This is a genomic window from Streptomyces sp. NPDC054975 (assembly GCF_053609105.1).
This window is the reverse complement of sequence record NZ_JBSGWV010000018.1, coordinates 1-24,667: the sequence shown is the minus strand read 5'-3', so window position 1 is coordinate 24,667 and position 24,667 is coordinate 1. Positions and strand designations below refer to the sequence as shown.

Sequence of the window (24,667 nt, the reverse complement as noted above, 5' to 3'; positions counted from 1 at the left end):
TAGATTCTCCCGCGTGGATGCCCAGTTACTGAGAAGCACGTTCGCCGTCGTCGAGAGACGGGCCGAGCATGCCGTCGCCTTCTTCTACTCCCATCTGTTCTGGCACAACCCGGGCGTCCGTGAGCTCTTCCCCGAGGACCTGCGGCCCCAGCGCGACCGGCTCTTCGCCGCGCTCACGCATGTCGTGACCCAGCTGGAGGACCCCGGGCTTCCCGACTACCTCGCCCATCTGGGCCGCGACCACCGCAAGTTCCTCGCCTCCCCCGCGCTCTACGCCGCCGTCGGCACCAGCCTGACCGCCGCCTTCGCGCACGCCGCCGGGGCCGCGTGGAGCGTGGAGGCCGAGAAGGCGTGGGCCGAGGCGTACGGGCAGGTCGTCGAACTCATGATGCGGGGCGCCGAGCAGGCCGAGGCGGAGGGCGAGCCGGCCTGGTGGGACGCCGTCGTCGTCCGGCACGAGCGGCTCGACGAGGACCTGGCGGTGCTGACCCTGAAGCCGCGCAGGCCCTTCGCGTACCGGCCCGGGCAGTACGTCGGCGTCAGCTCGCTCCGGGTCCCCCGGGTGTGGCGTACCTACTCCCTGGCGAACGCGGTCCGCGCGGACGGGACGGTGGACCTGCACGTGAGCCGGATCCCTGGCGGTGCGATGAGCACGGCGTTGGTCGAGGCGGTAGGAGAGGGCGAGCCGCTCCGGCTGAGCGCGCCGGGCGGCGCGCTGACGGCGCGGACCGCGCCCGACGTCCCGCGCAGCTACGTCGCCGCGGGGACGGGCTGGGCGCCGGTCAAGGCGCTCCTGGAGGAGGTGGCGGAGCGGCCGGCGGACGTCGAGGCGCGGCTCTTCCTGGTGGCGCGGGCCAAGGAGTATCTGTACGGCAAGGGGGACGTGGAGCGGCTGCGGGAGCGGATACCCGGTCTGAAGGTCACCTACATCGCCTCCGCGCCGGGGCGTCCGCGCGAGCAGGCGACGGCGCGGCTGCTCCAGGCGCTCCACACCTGCGGCAACTGGCCGGCCCACGACGTCTACGTGGCGGGCCCCCACCCGCTGGTCGCGGAGACCCTCCCGGCCCTGGAGCGCCTGGGCGCGGCCCGGGTCCACCACGACCACGTACCGTGCGCGGGAACGTTCTCCCGTCCCCTGGGCACGGCGGAATGGTTCATCGACCGCCCGCAGCCCCACTGGCACAACCCGGCGGCGAGGACGCCCCACCAGCCCTGACCCGCCCGGCGACGGGTGGAGCGGGGCTCACTGCCCTTCCGCCGCCCTGATCGCGTCGCGGTAGGCGCGAGCCGCCGCGCGCAGGGCCGCTTCCGGGTCCGTGCCGGAGGCTTCCGCCTGGGCGGCGAGGGCCAGCAGGTCGTAGCCGATGCCGTCACCCTTCGGCAGGTCGACGTCCAGGCCCGCCGTGCGGACCCGCCCCGCCAGCTTCGCGGCGAGCGCCAGGCCGGGCTGCCCGAGCGGCACCCCGTCGGTGACCGAGGCGCGCTGCTTCTCGATCGCCTTGGTGCGCAGCCAGTGCTCCTTGACCTCTTCCGGGGTCTCGGCCTTCGCGTCGCCGAAGACGTGCGGGTGGCGGTGGATCAGCTTCTCCACGATCGTCGCGGCGACGTCGTCGACGGAGAACGGCTCCTCCTCGTCCTCCTCCGCGATCCGGGCGTGGAAGACGACCTGGAGGAGGACGTCCCCGAGCTCCTCGCGCAGCTCGTCCCGGTCGCCGTCCTCGATCGCCTCGACGAGTTCGTACGCCTCCTCGATGCCGTACTTGGTGAGCCCCTTGTGCGTCTGCCGCGAGGACCACGGGCACTCGCGCCTGATCCGGTCCATGACCTGCACCAGGTCCAGCAGGCGGGCGCCGGGCAGGTCGTACGAGCCGGGCAGCAGCTCCAGGTCGGGCATCGTGACGCGGCCGGAGCCGGCCAGCCGGGCCAGCCCGTCCGTCAGCGCCTGGTCGCCCTCGCCGGAGGGAAGGACCACCACGGTCCGGTCCCCGGCGCACGCCTCGACCAACTCCTGAGCGGTCGGGCGGGCGTGCTCCACGGCGACGCCCGCCTCGCGGAGGTACGGCAGCTGCGGGTGGTGCTCGTCGGCGCACAGCACCCGGTCGGCGTCGCGCAGCGCCTGCCACGCGGGCCAGGACAGCAGTCCGGGCGCGACGCGATGGCTGGCGGTCAGGAGGACGATGCGGCCGGGCGCGACAGGACCGACGGGCTCCACGGGTGATTCTTCGTTCACCCTTCCGACCCTACGTCGCGCCGCTGGACGCCCCCTACGCGCCCGCCTCCACGGCCGCCGGGTCCTGGCTGATCTGGCGCACCCACGGCGCCGTGAACGTGCCCAGCTGGATCTTCGTGTCGTCCCACGCCCCGAAGCGCGGGTTCACGTCGATCCTGAGGTCCTTGGAGGCGGCGGTGAAGACTTCGAGGAGCTTCTTCTGGCCCTCGGGGGTGTTCGCGATGCCCAGCTTCTCAGCGATCTTGTTCATCAGGACCGTGCGGCGGACGACCCCGTCGATCTGGTCGGGCGCGACACCCTGCTGCTGGAGCAGGGTCGCGGCGAGCTGCTCCGGGCCGCCGCTCTGCTTCGTGAACTCGTCCCGCGTCTTCTGGATCTCGCCGCGCGACGCCGTGATCCCGTTGTCCTCGGCGACCTTGTCGACCACCCGGTCGAAGATCATCACGTTGAGCTTCTCGCGGCTGAGGTCGCCGGTGGCCTGGATCAGCTGCGCGGCCTGCGGGGACGCCTCCTGCGCGGTCCGCACGTCCCGCACCTGCGCCTGGAGGCTGGAGACCTCGATGCGTTCGCCGCCGACGACGGCCGCCGCCCCTGGGTGGGCCTCACCGCCGCAGGCGGCGAGGAGCGGAGCCGCGGCGAGGAGCGCGGCGGAGACGGAGAGCGCGGTGCGGCGGTGCAAAGGAGCCTCCCGGCGTGGGTCGTGCGTCAGTTTGAACGACCTTGCGGTGATCGATGGTAGGCAGTCGCCGTGGCCGGGGCCACTACTTCGACGTGACTGTCTCGATCAACGACTCACGCGTTCGGGTGGTGGCGGTCCGCGGACGCGGAACGTCCGCGTTCGTCGCCTTCACCAGGAAGTGGGGCCGCCGCTTCACCTCGTAGTAGATACGGCCGACGTACTCGCCGACGAGACCGAGCATCACCATCTGGACACCGGCGAGCGCCGTGACGATCACGAGCAGCGTGACGTATCCGGGCGTGTCGACACCGTTGACGAGCGCGTCACCGACGATCCAGGCCGCGTAGGCGAGCGCGACCGAGACCAGGACCATTCCCAGATAGACGGCGGCCCGCAGCGGCTTGTTGTTGAAGGAGAGGAGTCCGTCGAGTCCGTAGTTGAGCAGTTTTCCGAAGGTCCATTTCGAGCGGCCCTCCTCACGCACCGCATTCTCGTACTCGAATGTGGTGGTACGGAATCCGACCCAGGCGAAAAGGCCCTTGGAGAAGCGGTTGTACTCGGTGAGTTCGAGGATCGCGTCGACGGTACGGCGCGACAGCAGCCGGAAGTCGCCGACGCCGTCCACCAGCTCGACGTCGACCAGCCGGTTGATCGCCCAGTAGTAGGCGCGGGCCGTCAGGGTGCGGGTGACCCGGTCGCCCTTGCGGGTGCGCCGCGCGATGACCTGGTCGTACCCCTCGGCGTGCAGGGCCAGCATGCGGTGCACGAGCTCCGGCGGGTGCTGGAGGTCGGCGTCCATGATGACGACGGCGTCGCCCTCGGCGTGCTGGAGACCGGCCAGCATGGCGGCCTCCTTGCCGAAGTTCCGGCTGAAGGAGACGTAACGGGCGCGAGGGTCGGAGTCGGCGATCCCCTCCAGGAGCGGGAGGGTCCGGTCATGGCTTCCATCGTCCACGTAGACCAGCTCGAACTCTCCGTCGAAACGGGAGAGTTCGGCGGTCACATGGTCGTGGAAACGACCGATGATCTCCTCTTCGTTGAAACACGGGACCACGATCGAGAGAAGCACGAAGGACACGACAGCCCATGGGGGTGTCCCCGGCCGATTCGAAACATGACCGCCAGGCGACCATTGCGTGAACTGGCCCCGATGGATCACCTTTTCGTGTTCCGTACTGACATATTCACACCATCATGCCTGCTCAGACGACATCGGCCGCCGTGAGCCGTTCCACCGGCCCCGCCGCCGCGCTCGCCGCCTTCCTCACCGCGCTCGCGGTCTGTGCCGGGGACGCGGTCGCCCGCACCTTCCCCTTCGGGCCGGAACGCCGGGGCGTCAACGACCTGGCCAACCAGTTCGTCCCGTACCACGCCCATCTCTGGGACCTGCTGCACGGGCGCGCGGACGGCGGGCTGCTGCTCAACTGGCAGTCCGGCTGGGGCAGCAGCTTCCTGCCCGACCTCGGCACGTACCTGGGCAGCCCGTTCGCGCCGCTGGTCGCGCTCTTCCCGCGCGAGGACATCGAGTACGCCGTCTACGCCGTCACGATCCTGAAGATGGCCGCCGCCGCGGCCGCCATGACCGTGGCGCTGCTCCGGCTGCGGCCCGGCGTGTGGTGGGCGGCGGCGGTCGTCGGCGCGTCGTACGGCCTCTGCGGCTGGTCGGTCATCGAGGCCACGTACAACCCGATGTGGCTGGACGGGCTGATCGCCTTCCCGCTGCTGTGCCTGGTCGGCGAGTGGGTCCGGCAGGGACGTCGGCCGCTGCTCGGTCCGCTGGTCGTGGCGGTGTGCTGGGTCGGCAACTTCTACACCGCGTACATGGCGACGATCGGCGCCGCGCTGGTGCTCCTGGTCCGGCTCGCGGTCGTCCACGAGCTGCGGGTCCGGGTGGTCGTACGGGCGGTGGCGACCGTGCTGCTGGGGATCGGGCTCGCCGCGCCGATCCTGGTGCCGGTGTTCCTCGGCTCCACGCGCGCGTACCCGGGCTGGACCAACCAGTTCCAGGCGGCGAGCGGAACGGACTTCTTCGCCCGGCTGCTCCCGGCGACGTACAGCTTCACCACGCCCGCCGCCTTCGTCGGCACGGGCACCCTGCTGCTCGCCTGCGCGCTGGCCTTCCACCGGAAGGTGCCCCGGCGGGAGCGGTGGCTGTGGACGGGGTTCGTGGTCGCCGTCGCGCTCTCCCTCCAATGGGGCCCGACGCACCTCGTCTGGCATGTCTTCGCCACCCCCAACGGCAGCCCGTACCGGCAGACGTTCGTCCTGACCGGTGTCCTCGTCATCGCCGCCTGGACCGTTCTCTCGCACGGCTGGCCCGGGCGGCGCGCGCTGCTCGGCGGCGTCGGCGTGGTGGCCGTGGCCGCGGGGGGCGCGGTCGCCAGCGACCTGGTGACCGGCTGGTCGTACCCGCTGTTCGCCCTCGGTCTTGCCGCGGCCTGCGGCGGGCTGTGGCTGGCCCGGCGCGGGAAGCTCCCGGTGGTGGCGGCGGTGCTCCTGGCGGGCGCGCTCGTCGGGCAGGCCGCCGCGACCACCGCGTACGCGGACCGGGAACGGCTCGGCCGGCTCGACGACTACCCGGCCTGGGGCGCGGAGCAGACCCGGCGTACGGCGGCGCTCGGCGCGGCCGACGGCTGGCCCGCGTACCGCACCGACTCCGGCCGCGAGCAGATCACCGGCAACGAGCCGATGCTCTTCGGCGGCCAGGGCGCCGCCTACTACAGCAGCCACACGCCGGCGGTGCTGACCAGGACGCTGGCCGCGCTCGGCGGCGGCTGGACCTCGCGCGGGCGCAATCTGCAGAGCCTCGACAACCCGGTGACGGACGCCCTGTTCGGCGTCGGCGCGCGGTGGCGGGGCGACCGTCCGGTGCGTACGGAGTCGGTGCTGCCCCTGGTGACGGTCCGTCCGGAGGGCTCCACCGTGCCCCGGTACGGAGCCTCCCCCTTCCGCAACCAGGAGCTGCTGCTGGGCGCGTCCGTGTACACGCTGCCGGCGAAGGGCGCGGCCTGCCCGGTCGGCAGCGAGGTCTTCCTCTGGGCCCCCGACTTCCGGGGGACGGCCCGGCTCGGCACGGGCGGTACGCCGGTGAAGATGACCGGTGAGCTGCCGAAGCGCCGGGCGGCGCTGACGTCCCTGGGCGTTCAGGAGACAGCGGGCACGACGGTGGCCCTGAAGGGCAAGCGCGGCAAGAAGCACGAGGTCGGCTGCCTGGACCGGGACCGCCTCGCGGCCGCGGTCGCGGAGCTGCGGGCGTCGGCCCCGGTGTCGGTCGACGTCACGGACCGCGGCATCCGCGCGCAGCTCCGCCCGGGTACGAAGGGCACGGTCGTGGTCGCGGCCCCGAGGATCGCCGGCTGGACGTGCGAGGGCCGCCCGGCGGACGCGTACGGCGGGCTGGTGGCGGTCCGCGCCGACGGCCCCTCCGTGACCTGCGCCTTCCGCACGCCGGGGCTGCGGGCGGGCCTTGGCCTGGGGGCCTGCGCGATGGTGCTGCTCGCGGTCTGGTTGCTGGGGGCCCGGCTGCGGCACAGGAGAGCGCCGGTCGCCGCGCCGGAGGCGCCGACCCGGCCGGAGCTCGCACGGACGGCGTGAAGCCGACCCCCTCTTCTGCGCGGAAATGAACCGAGCAAACCCCCTTTACCGCGTGAGAAGGGACACGTTGGTCGAGCTGTGAACTCCCTGTTCGCCGACTGTACGGTCTTGCCGGACCAACTCATTCCTGGGGAAGGCCGCATCAATGCCCGGCACCACTGGGGCCAAAAGCGGCGGAGAGCCGGCGAACCGTCTCTTCGCCCTGGACGGAATCCGGATCACAGCAGCCCTCGTCGTGGTCCTTTACCACTACATCGGCCTTGATTCCGCGTGGGACAGGAACACGTCAGAACTGTTTCCCGCGCTGCGCCCCTTCGCGGCGTACGGCTGGCTCGGCGTCGAGATCTTCTTCATCGTCAGCGGCTTCGTCATCTGCATGAGCGTGTGGGGGCGCACGGTCGGCGACTTCGCCGTCTCCCGGGTGTCCCGGCTCTTCCCGGCCTACTGGGCGGGCGTCGCGCTCAGCGCGCTCACCTTGTGGTTCCTGCCCGAGGTCCAGGAGCTGCGCCACCTGGAGCAGGGGAGCGACGTCCTGGTCAACCTGACCATGATGCAGGGCGGTCTGGGCGTCGGGAACGTCGACCACTCGTACTGGACGCTGTTCGTGGAACTCAAGTTCTACGCCCTCTTCGCGCTCGTCGTGCTCTGCGGTGTCACATATCGAAATTGCGTTCTTTTCTGCGGGGTATGGACAGCGGCCGCGGTCGCCGCGCCGACCACCGAATCCAGGCTTCTCGAATTCTTCGCGATGCCGCAGTACGCGCCGTATTTCGTCGCGGGCATCGCCTTCTACCTGATGCACCGATATCGGCCCACCATGCTCTTGTGGGCCATCGTCGGGGCCCAGTTCCTCCTCGCCCAGCACTATGTCCGCGGGCGTATGCGGATGAACCTCGGTGTCGAACTCTCCCAGCAGCTTCCGACGTGGCCGGCCCGTCTGGTCATCGCGCTGGGCTTCCTCGCGATCGCGGCCGTGGCCCTCGGGCACCTGGACCGCGTCCGGTGGCCCTGGCTGAAGACCGCGGGAGCGCTCACGTATCCGCTCTACGTGATCCACATGGCGATCGGCATCACGCTGATCCACCACTTCCGTGACCGTGTCGCGCCGCTCCCCCTCGTCGTGTCCGTGACGGCCGCCATGATGGTCCTGGCCTGGCTGATCCATGTCGGCGTGGAACGCCCGCTGTCGAAGCGCCTGCGGGTGGGGATGCGGCGGGGGGTCCAGGAGATCCGCCTGAACTCGCCGGTCGCCGCGTCCGCCCCGGTGCTGGTCGCCGAGCCTCTGAACGAGCCTGTGGTGCACGAGCCGGCCCTGTCCCCCGTCGGCGGGGTCAGCCGCTGAGTCGGCGACGCCGTCCGCCGGACGGGCTCTACGCCACGGTCAGCCGCCACCGGACCTCGCCGTCGTGCCACGTGTCGGTGGGCGTGAGCCCGGCGGCGGTGGCGACGGCGGCGGACGCGGCGTGGTCGGGGTGGACGTGCGCGACGACGGTGCCCACGCGCGCGTGCGTCGTGAGCCACCCGACCAGCTCGCGCACGGCCTCGCGGGCGAACCCCCGCCCCTGCCACGGCGTCCCCACGACCCAGGCGACCTCGGCGCTCCCGTCGTCCCGCACCGTCGCCTGAACGGTGCCGACGAGACACCCCTCTTCCCGCTCGCGGACGACCCAGTTGCACCAGGACACGCCCGCCTCGGGCGAGCCGGCGGTCTGCCGCTCGTAACGTGCCCGGAGCGTCGCGACGGTGGGCGGCTCACCTCCGATGAAGGAGTACAGCGCGGGGTCGGCGAGCACGCGGGCCATCTCCTCGGCGTACGCGACGGCCAAGGGATGGAGGGTGAGCCGGGGCGTGCGGAGAGGCTCGGCCTCGATCGTGGTCACGGAGCCAAGCATGAGCCCTGGCGGCGAGGGTGGGAACATCTGTCCAGGACGGCAGGATGGGGGCTGGGCGATGGGTCGCCTGTGGGACAAGGTCGTGGGCACCACGTACCCGGACATCGGCGCTGTGCCGCTGTCCGCGGCGGAGGTACGGGCCGCGCTGCTCGCGGTCGGCGGCCCGGACGTGCCGTTCCGCGTCCGCAACGGCCTCCCCGCGGAGAAGGCCGACCTGGTGGCGGAGTGGCGTGTCCCGGAGCTGAGGATGACCCTCAAGACCCGGATGCGCCTGGTCCCGGAGACCCACGAGGTGCGCACGCTCGACGAGCGGTGGGAGGGCTCGACACCCGGATCCCCCGGCAAGCAGTACGGTCGCGGGCGGAGCACCCACGTCGCCCGGCAGTTCCGCTACGAGCAGGGCCCCGACGGCCGCCGCCAGAAGGTGGAGACGTTCCGCTTCGACTCCCGCGACATGCGGAACCCGCTGGTGGCGGCGGTGATCGGGGCGGGGTGGACCTGGCGCGGCGTGCTGTTCAAGTGGTGACCGTTCCTTCGGCCCGGTGGTCCGCCAAGAGGTGACGGCGGAGGAGGACGTTCGCGTCCGTCTCGGCGCTGCCGTCGAACCGGGCGCGGGCGTCGCGTCGTTGATCGGCGAGGAGGGCACAGGCCTCGCAGTCGGGGACGGGCACGGGCGGGCGGTCCAGGTCGACGGTGCGAGCACGGGCGTTGGCCGCCCTGACGCCGGCGCTCAGCCGCTCCTCCGGGGTCGCCGGGCGAAGGGCCGCCGGATCGGCCTGCCACTCCCGGCCGCCGCCGACGGGCCGGAGCATGGCGTACGAGCCGACGCTGCCGCGGAACTCTCCTACCACGCAAGCCACTTTGTCGTACATGAAAGCGCCACACTCCATGGATTCCCGCTCTCCTCGTGAATTACCCTCTGTGATCCGGGCACTACGAGAATGGACCCGATTCCAGGAACGATGAGCGCTGCGGGGTTGTACTTCCCCACGTCGCGCGGGTAGTTCCACATCTTCCACAAGGGAGTGCGCGCGATGCCGGCGAGACGGGTGGTGACAGGCCGCAGCCAGGAGCCGAGGAAGCGGTTCGCGGAGGAGCTGCGCAAGCTGAGGGCCGAGCGCGGCGACAGCCTGCGGCGCCTCGGCGAGGTGGTCGGCTGGGACTGGTCCCTCTTCTCCAAGATGGAGAAGGGCGAGACCCTCGGCGGCCCGGAGGTGGTCCAGGCCCTGGACACGTACTACGGGACGTCGGGGATGCTGCTGGTGCTGTGGGAGCTGGCGTTGGGGGATCCGACGCAGTTCAAGGAGAAGTACCGGGGGTACATGACGCTGGAGGCCGAGGCGATCAGCATGTGGCACTACGCGGCCTACGTGCTGCCGGGTCTGCTCCAGACGGAGGCATACGCACACACTCTGATGGAGGCAGGCGGCGACTTTGAGGGCGACGAGCTGAGCCGGCAGGTCGAGGCGCGCTTGGGGCGACGAGCGCTGCTGGAAGGGGACAACGCTCCCACGTTCCGCACAATCCTCTCGGAGACAGCGCTACGCACGCCGCTGCCGGTTCGGGCGCAGTGGCAGGAGCAGTTGGAGCATCTCCTCGCGGTGGGCAACCGCCGGAACGTCACCATCCAAGTGGTGCCACACTCCGCCGGACTGTACGCCCTCGCGAACACGGACGTGATGTTCCTGAAGGCAACAGACGGCCGAACGATCGCCTGGGTGGAGACCGCCTACTCTGGCGATGTCGTCGAGGAAACGGCCGCCGTCGACCAACTCCAGCGCCGATACGATGTCGTCCGTGATCTGGCCCTGTCCCCGGCCGACTCAAGGAAATTCATCACGCGGACATTGGAGGAAGCATCGTGCGACCCGTCGATCTGAGCACCGTCATATGGCGCAAGAGCTCCTACAGCAACGACAACGGCGGCCAGTGCCTCGAAGTCGCCGACAACCTCCCCCTCGTCCCCGTCCGCGACAGCAAGAACCCCGCCGGCCCCGCCCTCCTCTTCGCCGCGCCCGTCTGGGCCGCCTTCGTCGGTGGCGTCAAGGACGGCGAGCCGGGGAGCGCTGCTTCCTGAACTGCTCGATCAGGCGCGAGCCTGAATTGAGTACGGGTGCTCATGTGGGCGGTGGCCCGCTGCCCGCAGGGTACGCGCATGCGAATCACTCTCCTCCCCAAGTCCTTGCTGGTGGCCGCGCTCGGCGGCGTCGTCGTCCTGGCGAGCTTCGGCGCGCAGAAGGCAACCGCCGATCAGGCCTCCTTGGTCACACCGTCGCGGCGAGCGACGACGGCGCGGAGGCGCGGTTCCTGGAGATGGCGGACCTCATCTCGCAGAGCTGTGCCCCGGACGTCTCCAACGGCGTCGATGACGTGGCACCGGCCTCCGTGGACGTCCCCGCGGCAACGGAGCCGACCCCCGACTCCACGCTCCCGATCCTGGTCGACCCCGTGCCGCTGACCTCGGAAGAGGAGTGCGCCGCCCAGAGACACCAACTGCGCTTCCACAAGGCGTTCTCGGGGACGGACACGGCCACGTACGAGCAGATGCGGAACAAGCTGACGAGCCTGAACTACCCGGCGGCGCGGATCCACCGCATGCCGGACTTCGCGGGCGAGCCCGTGGCGAGGATCGACCTGCGGGTGGGTGCCGAGCACCTGGCTCTGGAGGTCACCGACATCGGCAACGGCGTGATGGTCGAGGCGTTCGGCGCTCCGGAGGACGTGAGCGTGACCGAGGTACGGCTGGAGCGGCAGTTGGACGCGCCCACCTCCTGAGGCCCCCTGTCAGATCACGCCGCGAGCCTCTTAGCCGAGGTGTCGCAGTCGCGGCAGCGGCCCGGTTCCGGGGCGCGGAAGGCGCGGTCACAGTCCTCGCAGGTCTGCATGGGGTCCGGCCGCGGGGGTTTCGCCGGGAGTGGCGGCGGGAGCAGGGTCGTCAGGCGGTGCGCCAGGAGGCCCGGCGGGTACTTCAGGCGGTCCGGGAGGCACGCCGTGAGTGTGCGGCGGACCGCGTCCGGGTGGGCGCCACGTGCGAACCATGCGTCGACGCCGGGGGCCAGGCGCTGGATGTCCCGTACCGACAGCAGCAGGCGGGGATCCAGGGCGCGCAGGCCGACGAGCAGGTCCGCCGCCGGGCCCTCCGGCAGGCGAATCGGCGGCGGGGGCGGGGGCGCCGGGACCCGCTCAGCCCGGGGTGCGCGGTCGCGCGCGGGGCCGTCGGGCTCGGGCTCCGGGTCGGGGTCGGGGTCCGGTTCCGGCTCGGGGTCCGGTTCCGGCTCCGGTTCCGGTTCCGGCTCGGGGTCCGGCTCCTCGTCCCTGCTCCGGCCCCGGCCCCTGTCCCGCTCCTCGCCCCGGTCCTCGCCCCGGTCCTCGTCAGCGTCCGCGTCCGACGGCGTCGCCCCCGGGCGGTTGTACGAGACCGTGCGTGTCGCCATGCGGCCGTTCGGCAGACGTTCGAGGGTTCTGGCCAGGTAGCCGTACGCCTCCAGGTCCCGCAGCGCGGCGGCGATGCGGATCTCGCCTTCTGGGAAGCGCTCGGCGAGCGACCTGATCGAGATGCAGGTGCCGTCGGGCAGCGACTGGATGTACACGGCGAGGCCGATCGCGAGCAGCGAGAGTTCCTCGTGCTGGGCGAGGTGGTTGCCGATCACGGTGAAGCAGCTGGTGTGCTTCACGTTGACGTGGATGACGCCCCCGAGACGAGCGGGCGCGCTAAGGTGCTGGGTATCCATCGGGAAGGTAGTGCTTCCTCGTTGGTCAGGCCCTCGATCGGGATTGCGAGTCCCGGCCGGGGGCCGAACTGTTTTCAGTTCGGTGGCCGTGAGCATATGCCAGGCAACCGGACCCAAATCCAGCCCAGTTGGCACAGTTCGCTCGTGTGGGTGACGGGCCGTCCCGGGGAGGCTGGAGGGGGAGGGAGGGTTCTTTCCCCCGGTTCTTTGGTCTTTGATCTCGTGCCCCACCGCATCGCGTCCCGCCACGATCCGGCGGCTGCGGGGGGGCGCTGACAAAAAAAGTCAGTTCTTGTCGGCGTGCGGGCGGACGCCCAGCATGGGTCGTACAGCCACCCACCACCCGACAGGAGCTTCCGCATGCCCGCGTACTCTCAACCCCCCGTGACCGTCGTCGGACTGGGGTCCATGGGGCAGGCGCTCGCCGAGGCGTTCCTCGACGCCGGGTATCCGACCACCGTCTGGAACCGGACTCCCGCCAAGGCCGTGCCTCTCGTGACCAAGGGAGCCGTTCACGCGGCGCGTGTCGAGAACGCCGTTGCCGCGAGTCCGCTGGTCGTCGTATGCCTGACGACGTACGAGGACACCATCGCCGCCCTTGAGCCGGCCGCCCATGCCCTCGACGGGCGGGCGCTCGTCACGCTCAACAGCGGGTCGCCCGCCGGTGCCCGGCGGATGAACGCGTGGGCCGTCGAGCACGGTGCGCGCCATCTCGACGGGGCCGTCAAGGACGTGCCGTCCGCTGTCGGCGCCGAGACCACTCTCCTGTACTACGGCGGCGCCCGGGGCGTCTTCGACGAGTTCGAGGCCACGCTGCGCGTGCTCGGCGGGGACACCGTGTTCCTCGGAACCGATCCCGACCTCGCCGCGCTCTACGAGATGGCCGTCGGAGGCACGCTGCTCCCCGCGCTCGTCGGGTTCTTCCAGGGCGCGGCGGCGCTTCGGGCGCGGGGGCTCGACGCCGCGTCCATGGTGCGGTTCAGCGCCAAGTGGTTCGAGATGATCAGCTCGGTGCTGCCCGTCTTCGCCGACGAGATCGACCGCCGCGACTACAGCGCACCCGCCTCGTCCGTGAACACGTTCCTCGCCGGGGTCGCCGGCGACGAGGAGTTCGGCATGGAAGCCGGTCTCGACGTGGCGTGGCAGAAGCCCTTCCACGAGCTGCTGCGGCGGGCTGTCGACGCCGGGCACGGCGAGCAGAGCATCTCCGCCCTGACGGAGGTACTGAGGAAGCCGGGGCAGGAGACGACCTAGGGCCGCGCACTCCGCCGCGAAACAGCCAAGCGGTGCTTTTCGGCCAACCATGGGCCGGGGGACGCCCGCAGGAGCTCGTCGTGGTTGTTACGGAGCGTGAGGGAGCGGCGGGAGCATGGGCGGCTCATCGGGGGCGCGAGAGGGCCCATTTCCCGGATTCATAACGTCCGCTTTGTTTTGGTGACGCGGAAATGACATGCGGAGACGCTTGTCACGCGGGGTCACCTGCACCCGCGTTCGAGTCCCGGAGGGTGCGGCCTGAAGGGGCGGGTGGGGTGCTGACAGAGATCGTCTCGGCGGGGCACGATCACAGCGCGTCGACCTTCCCCACGAAAGGACATCGATGTCGCTCAAGGTGCTGCTCGCCAACGCCCCCAACCCCACGGCCAACGGAAACGCTTCCAACTACGCCTGCTACCCCCACATCGGCGTCGTCCAGCTCGCCACCGCCGTGCGCGACTCATACGGAGGGCGGGTGGAGCTTCGGGTGGTCGACGGGGGCATCAGCAACACCGCGCAGGTGCAGCAGGCCGTACGGGAGTTCGCGCCGGACGTGGTCGGGATCAGCGCGCTGACGCCGACCTACGGCGAGGCCCTCAAGATCGCGGCCACGGCCAAGGCGGCCGGCGCGCGGGTCGTCCTGGGCGACGACCACGCCGGGTTCTTCCCCGAGCTGATCCTCGACAACCGGCCCGAGATCGACTACATCGTCGCCAACGACGTCGGCGAGACGCCGTTCGTCGAACTCATCGGCGCCCTGATCCGTGGAGGCCCGGTGACCGACGTCTCCTCCCTCGTGCACCGCCGTGACGGCGTCGCCGTGCGCAACCCCGCGCCCCAGTACGCCCTCACCGACCGCAACACGATCCCCGACCTCGGGTTCATACGCGACGAACTCGACGTCTACGCCGAGAACTACCGCGAGCAGTTCGGGCATCTCCACAGCCACAAGGTCATCCCCATCACCGTCAACAACGCCCGTGGCTGCGAGAACGGATACAAGCGCTGCACGTACTGCAGCATCGCCGACCTCAGGGTCAACACCGGTGATCCGCGCGGCTTCTGGAAGGCCATCGACGTCTACAACCGGGAATTCGGCATCAACCTCTTCTTCGAGGTGTACGACAGTTTCACAGCCAGCCCCCGGTACGTCGACGCCCTGATCGACGCGACTCCCCCGCATCTGCGCCGGCGCATCGACAACGGCGAACTCGAGGTCATGGTCTACGCCCGGGCGCTCGGCCTCACCAAGCGCAACAACGTCGACAAGTGCCGCCGTCTCGGGGTCACCCGCGTCAACATCGGCCTGGACGCCGCCGATCCGGAGATGCTGGAGGCCCAGCGGAAGAACAAGACCACCGACGCCACCAACCTGGAGGCGATCCGGATGCTCAACAAGGCCGGGATCTCCGTGCACGCCTCGTACATCGCCGGAGCGCCCGGCGAGCGGGCCCGGACCCTGGACCGGACCATCGACGGCATCCGGCAGATGCTGGGCGAGGTGGAGCTGTCCTCGGTGGAGTTCTCCCGGTTCATACCGCTGCCGAACAGCCCCGCCTGGGACCTCCTCGTCGACTACGAGCGGCCGAACTTCTTCAAGAACAGCGCCGACATCGACGCGTACCTCGCCGGCCTGGACATCACCATCACCCCCGAGCGGCGCGCCGAACTGTACGACCGCTTCGGCGACGAGGACCTCCTCGACATCGAGGAGCTCGCCGCCGCCTGGGCCGAGAACTTCACGCACATCACCGAGGAGTACGCGCTGCGCAGTATCGCGGACGTGGACGAACTCGTCACCGCGCACAACGTGCGTACCGGCAACAACGTCGGATAGCCGCCGCGGCGGACCGGACGGAAGGAGATGACGATGCTGGGAGTCACCAACCTCTCCACCTACGCCCTGGGGACCCTTCTCATCATTCTTCTCCCGGGCCCCAGTTCGCTGTACACGCTGTCCGTCGCCGCCCGCCGGGGCGTACGGACCGGATACCGCGCCGCGACCGGTGTCTTCCTGGGAGAGGCGCTGCTCATGGTCGCCACCGCGGCGGGGCTCGCCTCGCTGCTGCGTACGAACGCGATGGTCTTCTCGGTCATCAAGTACGCCGGAGCCGGCTACCTCGCCTGGATCGCGCTCGGGATGATCCGCGCGGCCTGGGGGATGTGGCGCCGCCGCGACCCATCGGGGGAGGCCCAAGAGGCAGAGGCAGGTGGCAGCGGGGACGAGCGGCCCTTCCGACGCTCGCTCGTGATCACCCTGCTCAATCCGAAGGCGATCCTGTTCTTCCTCTCCTTCTTCGTCCAGTTCGTGGACCCGGCCTACCCCCGTCCGGCGCTGTCCTTCACCCTGCTCGCCGGGATCTACCAGGTGATCAGCGTGAGCTACGTGACCGTCCTCATCCTGGCCGGCACCTACCTCTCCGCGCAGTTCCGCCGCCGCAGGCGGCTCTCCGCCGGGCTGACGAGCGGCGCGGGGGCGCTGTTCCTGGGGTTCGCCGCCAAGCTCGCGACCACCAACGGCTGACGCGCATGGAGGGGCCGGACCCGTCCCGGGTCCGGCCCCTGCGTGTGCGTCGTGCGTGTGCCGCGTCCGCTACTTGACGGGGTTCAGGCAGAGGACGAACTTGTACGACTCCAGCTGCTGCGCGAGCGCGACCTCGCTCACGTCGCCGCACTTCTCGACGTCGAAGGTGTCGTCGATGACCTTGACGACCTTGTAGAGGTCGGGCGCCTTCTCGCCGCACGGCTTGTTCTCGACCTCGGGGGCGTTGTCCGGGCCGGTCACGGTGACGCACTCGCCGACCTTGGCGGCCACGGGCGCGTCGCCGGTGAGGTAGGGGAGGCCGAGCTTCCAGAACAGGATCGCCGCGATGGCGACGACGATGCTCAGGATCGTCTTGCCTATGCTGCGCTTCTTCTTCGCGGGCTCTACGGGCGCGACAGGCTGCTCGGGAGTGGCGGGAGGCGTCGTCATGAAGGATTCCTTGGGGACGTGTGCATGATCAGACGCGAACGCTACAGCGCACCGAACGGGCAAAACGGACCCGGAAGATCCACTTGCCCATCAGTTGTCGAGTCGTGATCCTGGCGGCCCGTCAGGCGAAGTGCTCCGCCAGGTGAAGCGCCCCGTCAGGCGACGCGGACCGTCAGCTGAAGCGGCCCATCTGCTGCTGGCGGGCCAGCGCGCGGCGCAGGTCGGTCGGGAGCGCGTGGTACGGGCCGTACGCGCGCTCCGTGTCGTACAGCAGCGCCTGGAGCTGCTGGTGGGCCGCCGTGTGGTCGCCCATCGACAGGAGCAGCTGTCCCATCCGGCGGCGGACGTCGAAGAACCGGGCCTGGTCCGTGCCGTGCTCCAGGAACGGCAGCAGGGCGCGGTACTCCGTCAGCGCGGCGGCCGTCTCCCCCAGCTGCTCCAGGCACTGCGCGGCCTCGTAGCGGAACTGGAGGGTCTGCGCGTCGGCCGGGCCCGCCTCCGCGGCGCGGTCCTCGGCGAGGCGGCGCAGCTCGGGCAGGGCACGGCGGTACTGGCCGTCGTCCATGAGCGTCGTCGCGTACTGCTTGCGCAGGATGCGGACGACGGGCGAGTGCTCGCCGTGCTCGGCGGCGGCCGCCGGCAGGATCGAGCCGAGCAGGTCCACGGCCCGGGTCAGGGAGCCCTCGCCGAGAAGCCGCTTGACCTCGTCCACGGTGGCGGCCACGTCCGGGCGGGCGACGGGCGGCGTGACGGGAGGGGCCACGGGCGGGGGCGGGGCCGAGGCGCGGTCGGGCCAGGGCGCGTGCGGGCGCAGGAAGGGGCGGGTCGGGTCGAGCGGCCCGGCCGGGGCCCCGCGCGCGGGGAGCAGCGGCAGCAGGGCCTCGTACACCTCGTGGGCCCCGGAGGGGCGGTGCTGCGGGTCCTTGGAGAGCAGGCGCAGCACGAGCGCCTCCAGGGCCTCCGGCACCTCGGGGCGCAGCTGGCGGACCGGCAGCGGCGGCTCGTACAGATGCCGGTGCAGGACGCCGAGGGCGGTGGACCCGGCGAACGGGACGTTCCCGCTGAGGAGTTCGTGGAGCAGGACACCGAGCGCGTACAGGTCGGTGAACGGGCCGACCGCGCCGCCCATGGCCTGCTCGGGCGCCATGTAGGCGGGGCTGCCGATGGGCGAGCCGGTGTGCGTGAGGCGGGTGGTGTCGGTGTCGAGGACGGAGGCGACGCCGAGGTCGAGCACGGTGACGGTGCCGTCCGGGCGGACCATCACGTTCCGCGGCTTCAGGTCGCGGTGGACGATCGGCACCGCGTGCACGGCGGCGAGCACCGCGCACAGCTGGGCGGCGACGGAGACCGCCCACTCCCAGGGGTACGGGTCGTGTTCGGCGAGATGGTCGGCGAGGTCCGCGCCGTCGACGTACTGCATCACGAGGTACAGGTCGTCGCCGTCGCTGCCGGCGTCGTGGACGGTGACCAGGCCGGGGTGGTCGACCTGCGCCGTGACCCGGCACTCGCGCACGAAGCGCCGCCGCAGCTCCTCGGCGGCGGTCGCGGGGCCGGTCATGGTGGCGGGGCGCAGCAGCTTGACGGCGACGCGGCGGTCGAGCCGTCCGTCGTACGCCGTCCAGACCTGGCCCATGCCGCCCTGGCCGATGACCGTGGAGAGTTCGTACCGGCCGCCGATGACGCGTCCGTTCACTTCCCCTCGTCCTTACGGAGGAGGTTGCTGAGCTCGTCCAGCTCGGCGCGGACCTGGTCGAGCCGGGGGTTCGCGGGTGCGGGCCGGTCCGTCGGCTGCGGCGGGACCACGGGCTGCGGCTGAGGCTGCGGGGGCACGGGGGGCTGCTGGGGAACGGGCTGCGCCTGCACCGGGGGCACGTAACCGGCCTGGTGGCGCGGCACCGTCGCCCCGTACGGGTGGTACGCGGCGGCGGGCGCGACGGCGCCGAGGCGGACCTTGTCGTGGCGGATGTCCACGATCAGGAAGTAGACGGTGAACGCGACCGCGTTGAGCAGGACCAGCCCCATCGCGATGTCCGCCTGCGTCGTCTCGATGTCCGTCGGCATCAGGGCCAGTCCGGTGATCATGACGGCGGCGGACACCCCGCACAGCACCCAGTCGAGCGCGCGCCGGGTCACGACGGCGAGCCGGATCATCGTCCCCCAGGTCAGGAACCCGATGCTGAACACCGGCAGCAGCGCGAAGAGCACGCGGAGCACGATCACCGACGTCGGAAGGGCACGCGGTGGTGGCGGAGGCGCATAGCCGTGGCCGTACATTCCTGCTCCTGGGCACTGGGGTGGCACGCGATCGGTTGCGGAGTCGAGCGTATACACCGACACCGACACCGTCCCCAGGGTTGTACCGAACCGTTGCCGGACCGGATTCCTCAGGGCGCCACCGTGCCGTCCGCGAGGCCGTCGTAGAGGCCCTGGACCAGCTGTTCGCCGAGGCGGGCGGCGAGGCGCAGGGCGTCCTCGAACTCGGCGAGGGCGCGGAAGCGTTCGCCGTACCGCTGCTGTTCGGTGAGCGGGAGGCGGGGGAGCTGGAGGCGGCGGACGTCGAGGCGGGTGGCGGTGGAGGCGTAGCTGCTGGCCTGGCGGGTGTTGGCGGTGCCGCGCAGGAAGCCCGCCAGGAACCAGGGGTCGAGGGCAGCCGGGTCGGGGCGCAGGAGTTGGAGGTTGCGGCCGAGGGCGGCGCCGGCGGTGGCGGTGTCGACGACCCGGGCGAGGGAACCGCCGCCGAGGACGGGCACGACGACGTCACCGGGGGCGAGCAGGACGGGCTCCTCGGGGGCGCCGTCGGGGAGGACGCCGGAAGGCGGCTGGGCGGCGAAGACGTCGTTCTCCGTCAGGACCCGGAGCGGGGCACCGGTGAAGGAGCTGGTGCCGGTGCCTCCCGCGCGTAGTTCGAGCGCGCCGGTGCGGGCCAGTTCGCCGACGGTGACGCCGCCGAGCCGGGCGGCCGCCGCCGGGTCGGGCGCGGTGGCGGCGGGCTGGGCGGGCGGCGGGGTGAGCGCGACGGTGTGCCCGAGGGTCTCGGCCAGCCGGTCGCGGACCGCGAGCAGTTCGGCCGCGCCGCCGCCCGCGGCGGGGGGCGGCAGATGGCGGGCGGGGGCCAGGTCGACGTCGTCGTCGAGGAGTTCGATGACGGGCACCGAGCGGCTCGCGCCGGGGGTCTCGGCGACCGTGCCGTGCTTGTCGAACGGCAGCCAGGCGCCCAGGACGGCGGTGTGGACGGCCTGCCAGTCGAGCTTGTCACGGCCCGCCGCGCCGGTGTGGTCGGCGGTGGTGGCTGTCGTGTCGACGAGCAGCAGCTCCGGGGAGGGCGTGACGCCGGCGGCCGGTTTGCGGAGCACCCAGAGGTGGAGCGGGATGCCGTACGGCGGGGCCGCGCCGGCGGGCAGGGCGACGACGGCCCGCAGGGCGCCCCGGCGCAGGAGGTCGGCGCGGATGCGGCGGCCCGAGCGGCGGGAGGCGGCGGCGGGCGGCATGAGGAGGACGGCGGTGCCGCCGGGGCGCAGCCGGGCCAGGGCGTGCTGGACCCAGGCCAGTTCGGACTCCGTACGGGCCGGGAAACCGTACTCCCAGCGCGGGTCGTAGGCCAGCTCGTCGTGGCCCCAGTTGCGCTCGTTGAACGGCGGGTGGCAGAGCACGGTGTCCGCCGCGAGGTGCGGGAACGCGTCGGCGCGCAGGCTGTCGCCGGTCCGTACGCGGATGTCGGCGTCGCACGCGAGGGCGAGGCGCAGCGCGGTGAGCGCGGCCAGGTCGGGGTCGGCGTCCTGGCCGTGCAGGGCACCGGCGTGCTCGACGGCGCGCAGCAGGCTGCCGGTGCCGGAGGCCGGGTCGAGGACGGTGGGGCGGGGTCCTGCGGCGGGGGCGGCGAGGGCGGCCATCAGGGCGGCGGGGCCGGGCGGGGTCAGCGTGTACTGGCGCGGGTTGGCGTCGAGGTGGCGGCCGAGCAGGAACTCGAACGCCTGACGGGCCCCGGTCTCGGCGGCGAGGTCGGCGGCTCCCCGCAACAGGGGGACGGAGGGCGCCAGTTCGGACGGGGTGGGGGTGAGGACCGCACGCTCGGCGCCGAGGCGTTCGGTGAGGACCTCCTCCAGGGCGACCGGCAGGGTCTCGGCGAGCCGCTCGTCGGAGACGGCGGCGAGCTTCGGCCAGGCGCTGGACCGGTCCCGTACGAGCAGCAGGGCGCAGCCCGCGTGGGCGAGCGCGGTGACGGCGCCCGCCGGGTGGCCGGCGACCTGCTGCCAGACGCGCTCGCGCAGCGGGACCTCGGCGAGCTTGCCCTGGGCGCGCAGCCAGTTCTCGACGTCGGCGAGCGCGAAGGAGGGGCTGGTCTCCGTGCCGCCGACGGGCCGGGGGAAGTCGGCGTGGCGGCGCCGCCAGTTGCTGACGGCGGCCCGTCCGACCCCGGCGAGCCGGGCGATCCCGGCGGCGGTCACCTCTGCTGCGTGCTCCGGCACCTGGCGCCTCCTCTGCGTTGCCCGACCCTGTGCTGTGAGCCCCGATCTTACCGATGGACGCAAGAGCCCTCGCTTCACAGCGTGATCGGAGGCAAATCCTGTGAACCGTGTTGACTCGGTTCACAGGCTCTGGTCTTATTGAGTCATCGCTCCACGGGGTTCCGGTGGGGCATCGCTCACCACCGACACGTCATGTCCTGGAGGACACCCATGTCGTACGACACGCAGACCCCGCAGGCGCCGCAGGTGGCCGTGCGCAACGGGCTCGGCACCGCGGCCCTGATCCTCGGCATCATCGGCACGGTCTCCGGCCTCGTCCCGTTCCTCTTCTGGCTGGCCGGCATCCTCGGCGTCATCGCGCTCGTCCTGGGCCTGGTGGGCCGGGGCAGAGTGAAGCGCGGCCAGGCGAGCAACAAGGGCGTGACGACGACCGGCGCGGTCCTCGGCATCGTGTCCCTGATCCTGTCGGTGGTCGGCGCGGTGATCACGTTCACGGTCGTCAACGACGCGGTCAACGAGCTCGGCAAGGAGATCGAGAACGCCGCGCCGAAGGACCCGTCGGGCGGGGCCACGGGCGGCAAGGGCGGCGGCGTGACCAAGGGCCTCACGGCCGGGGACAGCGCCGCCTACGAGGACCTGAAGGTCACGGTCTCCGAGGCCAAGGCGTACAAGCCCGGCGAGTACGCGTCCGGCCACACCGCGGGCAACAAGGCGTACCAGGTCACCGTGGTCATCGAGAACAGCGGCAAGGAGAAGTTCGACGCCACGCTGGCGACCCTGACCGCCCGCGCCGGCAAGGACGGCGTGACCGCCGAGCAGATCTACGACGACGAGGTCGGCACCGGCTTCAGCGGCACCATCCTGCCCGGCAAGAAGTCGACGATCGTCTACGCCTTCGACGCCCCGAAGGACGCGAAGTCCCTCACGGTCGAGGTCAACCCCGGCCTGGACTACAACGCCTCCCAGTGGGAGCTGAAGATCGGCTGACCCTCCGCCTGATCCAGGGTCCGGCTCCCCCACCGGCCCCCCGGCCACCCCTCCCGCAACCCCCGAACAGCCCTCCTCCCACCCCCGGAGAACCCACCATGTCTGCCGCCGCCCGCCACCCCCGCACCCGCCGTCGCGCCGCCCTCGCAGCGCTCTGCGCCGCCGCCGCGCTCGGCGCGACCGCCTGCGGGCCCTTCTCCGACGACGCGAAGGCCTCCGGGCCCTTCGGGGACCTGACGGGCCCCCAGATCGCCAACAAGGCGATCACCGCGACGAAGAAGGCCGACTCCCTCACCCTGGACCTCGCCGCGAAGACGACCGACGGCCCGATGAAGGCCTACCTGGCGATGGACTCCACCGGAAAGTGCGCCGGCACTCTGACGGTCGGCACGACGGGCACGGCCGAGCTGGTCAAGGCCGACGAGAAGGACGTCTACCTCCGCTTCGACGAGGCCTTCCTTCGGGCGCAGGGGGAAGGCGAGTCGGCCGAGGTCCAGAGGGCGATCCTCAAGGAACTCAAGGGCCGCTGGGTGAAGACCCCGGTGACCGACCCGGAGGCCAAGGACAACCTCGAACTCTGCGACGTGAAGGCGCTCCTCGCCGACTTCGAGACGGGGATCAACTTCTCGGTCAAGAGCAAGGAGACGACCGTCGGCGGCAAGAAGGCGCTGATGCTCGTCCAGAAGTCCGGCGGCGAGACGACGACGGTCTACGTGGCGACGGAGGGTGAGCCCCTCATCCTGAAGATCGTGGAAGCGGGCGGCGAGGAGCCGGGGACGATGACGTTCAGCGGCTACGGCAAGCCGGTCACGGCGAAGGTGCCCGCGGCCAAGGACGTCATCGACGAGAAGAAGAAGGGCCGCTGACCGCGAGCACGCGGTACGCGCCAGGGTGTGAGGGCCGCCGGGAGGGGGGCGGCCCTCACACCCTTCGTACGGTTCACAGGCGGGGCCTGTTCACAGCCCGCGCCGGGTTCACAGGCGGTGGCGGACCCATATGTTCGGCTCCACGTAGACCGCGTACCCGCGCGCGGCCTCGCAGTGGACGGGGACCAACGCGCCGTCGACCTCGACCGGCCCGTCGGTGTCGAAGGGCAGCCCCGTCCAGGCGCGCCACTGTTCCAGCGAGGCGGCGACGGTCATGGAGGCCGGGCAGACCGCCTCCACCGTGCCGCCCGCCCGGACGTGGACGCGCAGCCACGGATCGTGGGGCAGGCCGTCCGACTCACGGGTACGGAAGGCGTACTCGTGGATCGAGGACGCGGCCTCCAGGTGCTTGCCGTTGGGGCGCACCGGCGCGACGAGCTCCGAGAAGCCGAGGCCGCGGGCGTTGTCCCGCATCGCGCCGAGCATCCTCGCCGAGAGCCCCTTGCCGAGCGCGCTGGTATCCACGGTGACCTCGATCGCGCTCACGGTGTCGGGAACACGCCCGTGCCTGCGGTCGGAGAACGCCCACATCAGCACCTGGTCCCAGCCGGTGGCCGGCAGTTCGCCGCGCCCCTCGGCACGGAGCCGGAAGGGAACGCTGAGCGCGCGGGCGACGACCGTGCCCTCGGCGTCGGTGGCCACGAGGACGTACTCCGGCAGTTCGGCGACGATCCGGCCGTAGTGGGACCAGCCCACCGGATCGTTGACCGTGAACTCCGGCCACAGGTCCTTCATCGCCCACATCGCGGCTTCGAGCTCGGGGCGCTCGGCGAGGGTCGTGATCTTCAGCTCCATGAGCCGGAGGCTAACGGCCGTTCGCAGAGCCGGAGAAACGATTTACGGCAGCTTCTGGTCCGGGCAGCGGCCGAGGACCTTCTTCATCGCGTCCTGCTCCCCCCGGGTGACCCACACCCCGTACTTCTTCTTCACCGCGACCTGCGCCGCCACGTACGGACAGCGGTACGCCTTGTTCGGCGGCAGCCAGGTCGCCGCGTCGCCGTCGGACTTGCGGCGGTTGGCGGACGAGTCGACGGCGAGCAGGTTGAGCGGGTCGTTGGCGAACCGGCGCCGCTTCTCCGCGTCCCATTGGTGCGCACCCTTCTGCCAGGCGTCGGAGAGCGCGACGACATGGTCGATGTCGACCTTGCTGCGGCCCCGGACGAAGTCGACACGGCGACCGGTGTACGGGTCGTGGGCGAGGACCCCGGAGGCGACCGTGCAGCGGCCGTCCTTGAAGCGGACCTCGGCGAGGTCGCGCTTGAGGATGTCGTCGCGGGTACCGCAGCCGTTGCCGTCGACGTCGGTCCAGGCGCGGCCGAACTTCTCCCGGTCGTAGCCGGTCTTCGGCGCGCGCCCCTTCACCGTGAGCGTGTCCACGGCGACGAGCGCGGAGCCGCGCGCGCCGGGGGCGCCGGAGGAGTCCTCGGCCGACGAGCCGTCAGGGGTTTCCGTACAGCCGGAGGTTATGAGGACGGTGGCCGCGAGGGCGGCGGCGAGGGCGGGGATCCCGCGGTAGCTGGGCACGCGGGGATCCTAGCCAGGCCCTTGTGTGGTCCAGACCATTGAGCCGTTCGACGCGCGGGAAGAGGAGGGGGCGCGTAGCGTCGAATGAGCCGTTTGTCCCCTGACGAAGGAGTTGCACCCATGGGGATCATGGACAAGCTCAAAGGCATGATGGGCCAGCACCCGGACAAGGCCCAGCAGGGCGTCGAGCGTGCCGGCGACACGATCGACCAGCGGACCGGCGGCAAGCACGCCGCCAAGGTCGACCAGGCCCAGCAGAGGGCTCAGGAGTACATCGACCGGCAGCGCGGGCAGGACCAGCCCCCGAGCCCGCCCCCGAGCTGACCTCCGCCTCACACGTCCGGCCGTGGGGGGGGGGGCGAGGGCCACCCCCCGCCCCCCGGGGTGCCGGGGGGGCGGGCGGGGCGGGA

General features: G+C 71.5%; 25 protein-coding genes. 13 read left to right on the top strand and 12 right to left on the bottom strand.

Annotated elements, in window-relative coordinates; genetic code table 11:
• Positions 1 to 13: 13 nt before the first annotated feature.
• The gene (locus ACWF79_RS18140; protein ID WP_453729091.1) at positions 14 to 1,216 is read left to right on the top strand and encodes a globin domain-containing protein; all 1,203 of its coding nucleotides are present in this window, start codon (positions 14 to 16) and stop codon (positions 1,214 to 1,216) included.
• Positions 1,217 to 1,243: 27 nt separating this feature from the next.
• Here ACWF79_RS18140 and ACWF79_RS18135 read toward each other — a convergent pair whose 3' ends face one another.
• The 3 genes from ACWF79_RS18135 to ACWF79_RS18125 form a co-directional block, all read right to left on the bottom strand.
• Entirely contained in the window at positions 1,244 to 2,230 is a 987-nt protein-coding gene (locus ACWF79_RS18135) for a nucleoside triphosphate pyrophosphohydrolase (protein ID WP_453729090.1), read from the bottom strand.
• Positions 2,231 to 2,264: 34 nt separating this feature from the next.
• A complete protein-coding gene (locus ACWF79_RS18130) occupies positions 2,265 to 2,909 on the bottom strand; it encodes a SurA N-terminal domain-containing protein (protein WP_453729089.1) in 645 nt (214 codons plus the stop codon).
• A gap of 82 nt (positions 2,910 to 2,991) precedes the next feature.
• Positions 2,992 to 3,978, bottom strand: coding sequence for a glycosyltransferase family 2 protein (locus tag ACWF79_RS18125; RefSeq protein WP_453729172.1), 987 nt, complete (start codon positions 3,976 to 3,978; stop codon positions 2,992 to 2,994).
• Positions 3,979 to 4,103: 125 nt separating this feature from the next.
• Here ACWF79_RS18125 and ACWF79_RS18120 point away from each other — a divergent pair, with 125 nt between their 5' ends.
• Both ACWF79_RS18120 and ACWF79_RS18115 read left to right on the top strand, forming a co-directional pair.
• Complete coding sequence (locus tag ACWF79_RS18120) at positions 4,104 to 6,503, top strand: YfhO family protein (protein ID WP_453729088.1); 2,400 nt, start codon at positions 4,104 to 4,106, stop codon at positions 6,501 to 6,503.
• A gap of 145 nt (positions 6,504 to 6,648) precedes the next feature.
• Positions 6,649 to 7,845 (top strand): acyltransferase family protein, encoded by a 1,197-nt coding sequence (locus ACWF79_RS18115; protein WP_453729087.1) that lies wholly within the window; start codon positions 6,649 to 6,651, stop codon positions 7,843 to 7,845.
• 28 nt (positions 7,846 to 7,873) lie between these two features.
• On the opposite strand, the gene ACWF79_RS18110 is transcribed toward ACWF79_RS18115, so the two are convergent.
• On the bottom strand, positions 7,874 to 8,395 hold the full coding sequence (locus ACWF79_RS18110; protein WP_453729086.1) for a GNAT family N-acetyltransferase: 522 nt from the start codon (positions 8,393 to 8,395) through the stop codon (positions 7,874 to 7,876).
• A gap of 58 nt (positions 8,396 to 8,453) precedes the next feature.
• Here ACWF79_RS18110 and ACWF79_RS18105 point away from each other — a divergent pair, with 58 nt between their 5' ends.
• Entirely contained in the window at positions 8,454 to 8,921 is a 468-nt protein-coding gene (locus tag ACWF79_RS18105; RefSeq protein WP_453729085.1) for a hypothetical protein, read from the top strand.
• Here the strand turns inward: ACWF79_RS18105 and ACWF79_RS18100 are convergent.
• The gene (locus tag ACWF79_RS18100) at positions 8,911 to 9,267 is read right to left on the bottom strand and encodes a hypothetical protein (protein ID WP_453729084.1); all 357 of its coding nucleotides are present in this window, start codon (positions 9,265 to 9,267) and stop codon (positions 8,911 to 8,913) included. The genes ACWF79_RS18105 and ACWF79_RS18100 overlap by 11 nt on opposite strands.
• 162 nt (positions 9,268 to 9,429) lie before the next feature.
• On the opposite strand from ACWF79_RS18100, the gene ACWF79_RS18095 reads away from it, so the two are divergent.
• From ACWF79_RS18095 to ACWF79_RS18085, 3 genes are all read left to right on the top strand, one after another.
• Positions 9,430 to 10,275, top strand: a complete 846-nt coding sequence (locus ACWF79_RS18095; RefSeq protein ID WP_453729171.1) for a helix-turn-helix domain-containing protein — start codon at positions 9,430 to 9,432, stop codon at positions 10,273 to 10,275.
• A complete protein-coding gene (locus tag ACWF79_RS18090) occupies positions 10,257 to 10,472 on the top strand; it encodes a DUF397 domain-containing protein (protein WP_453729083.1) in 216 nt (71 codons plus the stop codon). Before ACWF79_RS18095 ends, ACWF79_RS18090 begins: the two co-directional genes overlap by 19 nt.
• Before the next feature lie 236 nt (positions 10,473 to 10,708).
• Positions 10,709 to 11,170 carry a hypothetical protein gene (locus tag ACWF79_RS18085; RefSeq protein ID WP_453729082.1) on the top strand — a complete coding sequence of 154 codons (462 nt, stop codon included), beginning with the start codon at positions 10,709 to 10,711 and terminating at the stop codon, positions 11,168 to 11,170.
• 14 nt (positions 11,171 to 11,184) lie between these two features.
• Here ACWF79_RS18085 and ACWF79_RS18080 read toward each other — a convergent pair whose 3' ends face one another.
• Positions 11,185 to 12,069 carry a helix-turn-helix domain-containing protein gene (locus ACWF79_RS18080; protein WP_453729081.1) on the bottom strand — a complete coding sequence of 295 codons (885 nt, stop codon included), beginning with the start codon at positions 12,067 to 12,069 and terminating at the stop codon, positions 11,185 to 11,187.
• 417 nt (positions 12,070 to 12,486) lie between these two features.
• Between ACWF79_RS18080 and ACWF79_RS18075 the strand changes: the two genes are divergently transcribed.
• The 3 genes from ACWF79_RS18075 to leuE all read left to right on the top strand — a co-directional run bounded on the left by ACWF79_RS18075 (position 12,487) and on the right by leuE (position 15,904).
• The gene (locus tag ACWF79_RS18075) at positions 12,487 to 13,380 is read left to right on the top strand and encodes an NAD(P)-dependent oxidoreductase (protein ID WP_453729080.1); all 894 of its coding nucleotides are present in this window, start codon (positions 12,487 to 12,489) and stop codon (positions 13,378 to 13,380) included.
• A gap of 343 nt (positions 13,381 to 13,723) precedes the next feature.
• Entirely contained in the window at positions 13,724 to 15,217 is a 1,494-nt protein-coding gene (locus ACWF79_RS18070) for a B12-binding domain-containing radical SAM protein (protein ID WP_453729079.1), read from the top strand.
• 33 nt (positions 15,218 to 15,250) lie between these two features.
• Positions 15,251 to 15,904 carry a leucine efflux protein LeuE gene (gene leuE, locus ACWF79_RS18065; RefSeq protein ID WP_453729078.1) on the top strand — a complete coding sequence of 218 codons (654 nt, stop codon included), beginning with the start codon at positions 15,251 to 15,253 and terminating at the stop codon, positions 15,902 to 15,904.
• Between the two features lie 69 nt (positions 15,905 to 15,973).
• On the opposite strand, the gene ACWF79_RS18060 is transcribed toward leuE, so the two are convergent.
• The 4 genes from ACWF79_RS18060 to ACWF79_RS18045 all read right to left on the bottom strand — a co-directional run bounded on the left by ACWF79_RS18060 (position 15,974) and on the right by ACWF79_RS18045 (position 20,820).
• A complete protein-coding gene (locus ACWF79_RS18060) occupies positions 15,974 to 16,354 on the bottom strand; it encodes an LppU/SCO3897 family protein (RefSeq protein WP_453729077.1) in 381 nt (126 codons plus the stop codon).
• Between the two features lie 172 nt (positions 16,355 to 16,526).
• Positions 16,527 to 18,047 (bottom strand): protein kinase domain-containing protein, encoded by a 1,521-nt coding sequence (locus ACWF79_RS18055; protein WP_453729076.1) that lies wholly within the window; start codon positions 18,045 to 18,047, stop codon positions 16,527 to 16,529.
• Positions 18,044 to 18,574: a hypothetical protein gene (locus ACWF79_RS18050; RefSeq protein WP_453729075.1), complete on the bottom strand. Its 531-nt coding sequence runs from the start codon at positions 18,572 to 18,574 to the stop codon at positions 18,044 to 18,046. The genes ACWF79_RS18055 and ACWF79_RS18050 overlap by 4 nt, the downstream gene beginning before the upstream one ends.
• Positions 18,575 to 18,738: 164 nt before the next feature.
• Positions 18,739 to 20,820, bottom strand: coding sequence for an N-6 DNA methylase (locus ACWF79_RS18045; protein ID WP_453729074.1), 2,082 nt, complete (start codon positions 20,818 to 20,820; stop codon positions 18,739 to 18,741).
• Positions 20,821 to 21,030: 210 nt separating this feature from the next.
• On the opposite strand from ACWF79_RS18045, the gene ACWF79_RS18040 reads away from it, so the two are divergent.
• Positions 21,031 to 21,807 (top strand): DUF4190 domain-containing protein, encoded by a 777-nt coding sequence (locus tag ACWF79_RS18040; protein WP_453729073.1) that lies wholly within the window; start codon positions 21,031 to 21,033, stop codon positions 21,805 to 21,807.
• 98 nt (positions 21,808 to 21,905) lie between these two features.
• Positions 21,906 to 22,673, top strand: coding sequence for a hypothetical protein (locus tag ACWF79_RS18035; protein WP_453729072.1), 768 nt, complete (start codon positions 21,906 to 21,908; stop codon positions 22,671 to 22,673).
• A gap of 108 nt (positions 22,674 to 22,781) precedes the next feature.
• Here ACWF79_RS18035 and ACWF79_RS18030 read toward each other — a convergent pair whose 3' ends face one another.
• Together ACWF79_RS18030 and ACWF79_RS18025 are read right to left on the bottom strand one after the other, a co-directional pair.
• Complete coding sequence (locus ACWF79_RS18030; RefSeq protein WP_453729071.1) at positions 22,782 to 23,528, bottom strand: N-acetyltransferase; 747 nt, start codon at positions 23,526 to 23,528, stop codon at positions 22,782 to 22,784.
• Between the two features lie 42 nt (positions 23,529 to 23,570).
• Positions 23,571 to 24,257: an HNH endonuclease family protein gene (locus tag ACWF79_RS18025; protein ID WP_453729070.1), complete on the bottom strand. Its 687-nt coding sequence runs from the start codon at positions 24,255 to 24,257 to the stop codon at positions 23,571 to 23,573.
• Between the two features lie 120 nt (positions 24,258 to 24,377).
• On the opposite strand from ACWF79_RS18025, the gene ACWF79_RS18020 reads away from it, so the two are divergent.
• Entirely contained in the window at positions 24,378 to 24,581 is a 204-nt protein-coding gene (locus ACWF79_RS18020) for an antitoxin (RefSeq protein ID WP_453729069.1), read from the top strand.
• The last annotated feature ends 86 nt before the right edge of the window (positions 24,582 to 24,667 follow it).

What these genes read in the sequence shown, in the direction of transcription:
- ACWF79_RS18075 (WP_453729080.1), top strand. Translation starts at nt 12,487, where the DNA reads ATGCCCGCGTACTCTCAACCCCCCGTGACCGTCGTCGGACTGGGGTCC.
- ACWF79_RS18030 (WP_453729071.1), bottom strand. Translation starts at nt 23,528, where the DNA reads ATGGAGCTGAAGATCACGACCCTCGCCGAGCGCCCCGAGCTCGAAGCC.
- ACWF79_RS18105 (WP_453729085.1), top strand. Translation starts at nt 8,454, where the DNA reads ATGGGTCGCCTGTGGGACAAGGTCGTGGGCACCACGTACCCGGACATC.
- ACWF79_RS18020 (WP_453729069.1), top strand. Translation starts at nt 24,378, where the DNA reads ATGGGGATCATGGACAAGCTCAAAGGCATGATGGGCCAGCACCCGGAC.
- ACWF79_RS18035 (WP_453729072.1), top strand. Translation starts at nt 21,906, where the DNA reads ATGTCTGCCGCCGCCCGCCACCCCCGCACCCGCCGTCGCGCCGCCCTC.
- ACWF79_RS18100 (WP_453729084.1), bottom strand. Translation starts at nt 9,267, where the DNA reads ATGTACGACAAAGTGGCTTGCGTGGTAGGAGAGTTCCGCGGCAGCGTC.
- ACWF79_RS18060 (WP_453729077.1), bottom strand. Translation starts at nt 16,354, where the DNA reads ATGACGACGCCTCCCGCCACTCCCGAGCAGCCTGTCGCGCCCGTAGAG.
- leuE (WP_453729078.1), top strand. Translation starts at nt 15,251, where the DNA reads ATGCTGGGAGTCACCAACCTCTCCACCTACGCCCTGGGGACCCTTCTC.
- ACWF79_RS18110 (WP_453729086.1), bottom strand. Translation starts at nt 8,395, where the DNA reads ATGCTTGGCTCCGTGACCACGATCGAGGCCGAGCCTCTCCGCACGCCC.
- ACWF79_RS18070 (WP_453729079.1), top strand. Translation starts at nt 13,724, where the DNA reads ATGTCGCTCAAGGTGCTGCTCGCCAACGCCCCCAACCCCACGGCCAAC.
- ACWF79_RS18120 (WP_453729088.1), top strand. Translation starts at nt 4,104, where the DNA reads ATGCCTGCTCAGACGACATCGGCCGCCGTGAGCCGTTCCACCGGCCCC.
- ACWF79_RS18085 (WP_453729082.1), top strand. Translation starts at nt 10,709, where the DNA reads ATGGCGGACCTCATCTCGCAGAGCTGTGCCCCGGACGTCTCCAACGGC.
- ACWF79_RS18095 (WP_453729171.1), top strand. Translation starts at nt 9,430, where the DNA reads ATGCCGGCGAGACGGGTGGTGACAGGCCGCAGCCAGGAGCCGAGGAAG.
- ACWF79_RS18040 (WP_453729073.1), top strand. Translation starts at nt 21,031, where the DNA reads ATGTCGTACGACACGCAGACCCCGCAGGCGCCGCAGGTGGCCGTGCGC.
- ACWF79_RS18115 (WP_453729087.1), top strand. Translation starts at nt 6,649, where the DNA reads ATGCCCGGCACCACTGGGGCCAAAAGCGGCGGAGAGCCGGCGAACCGT.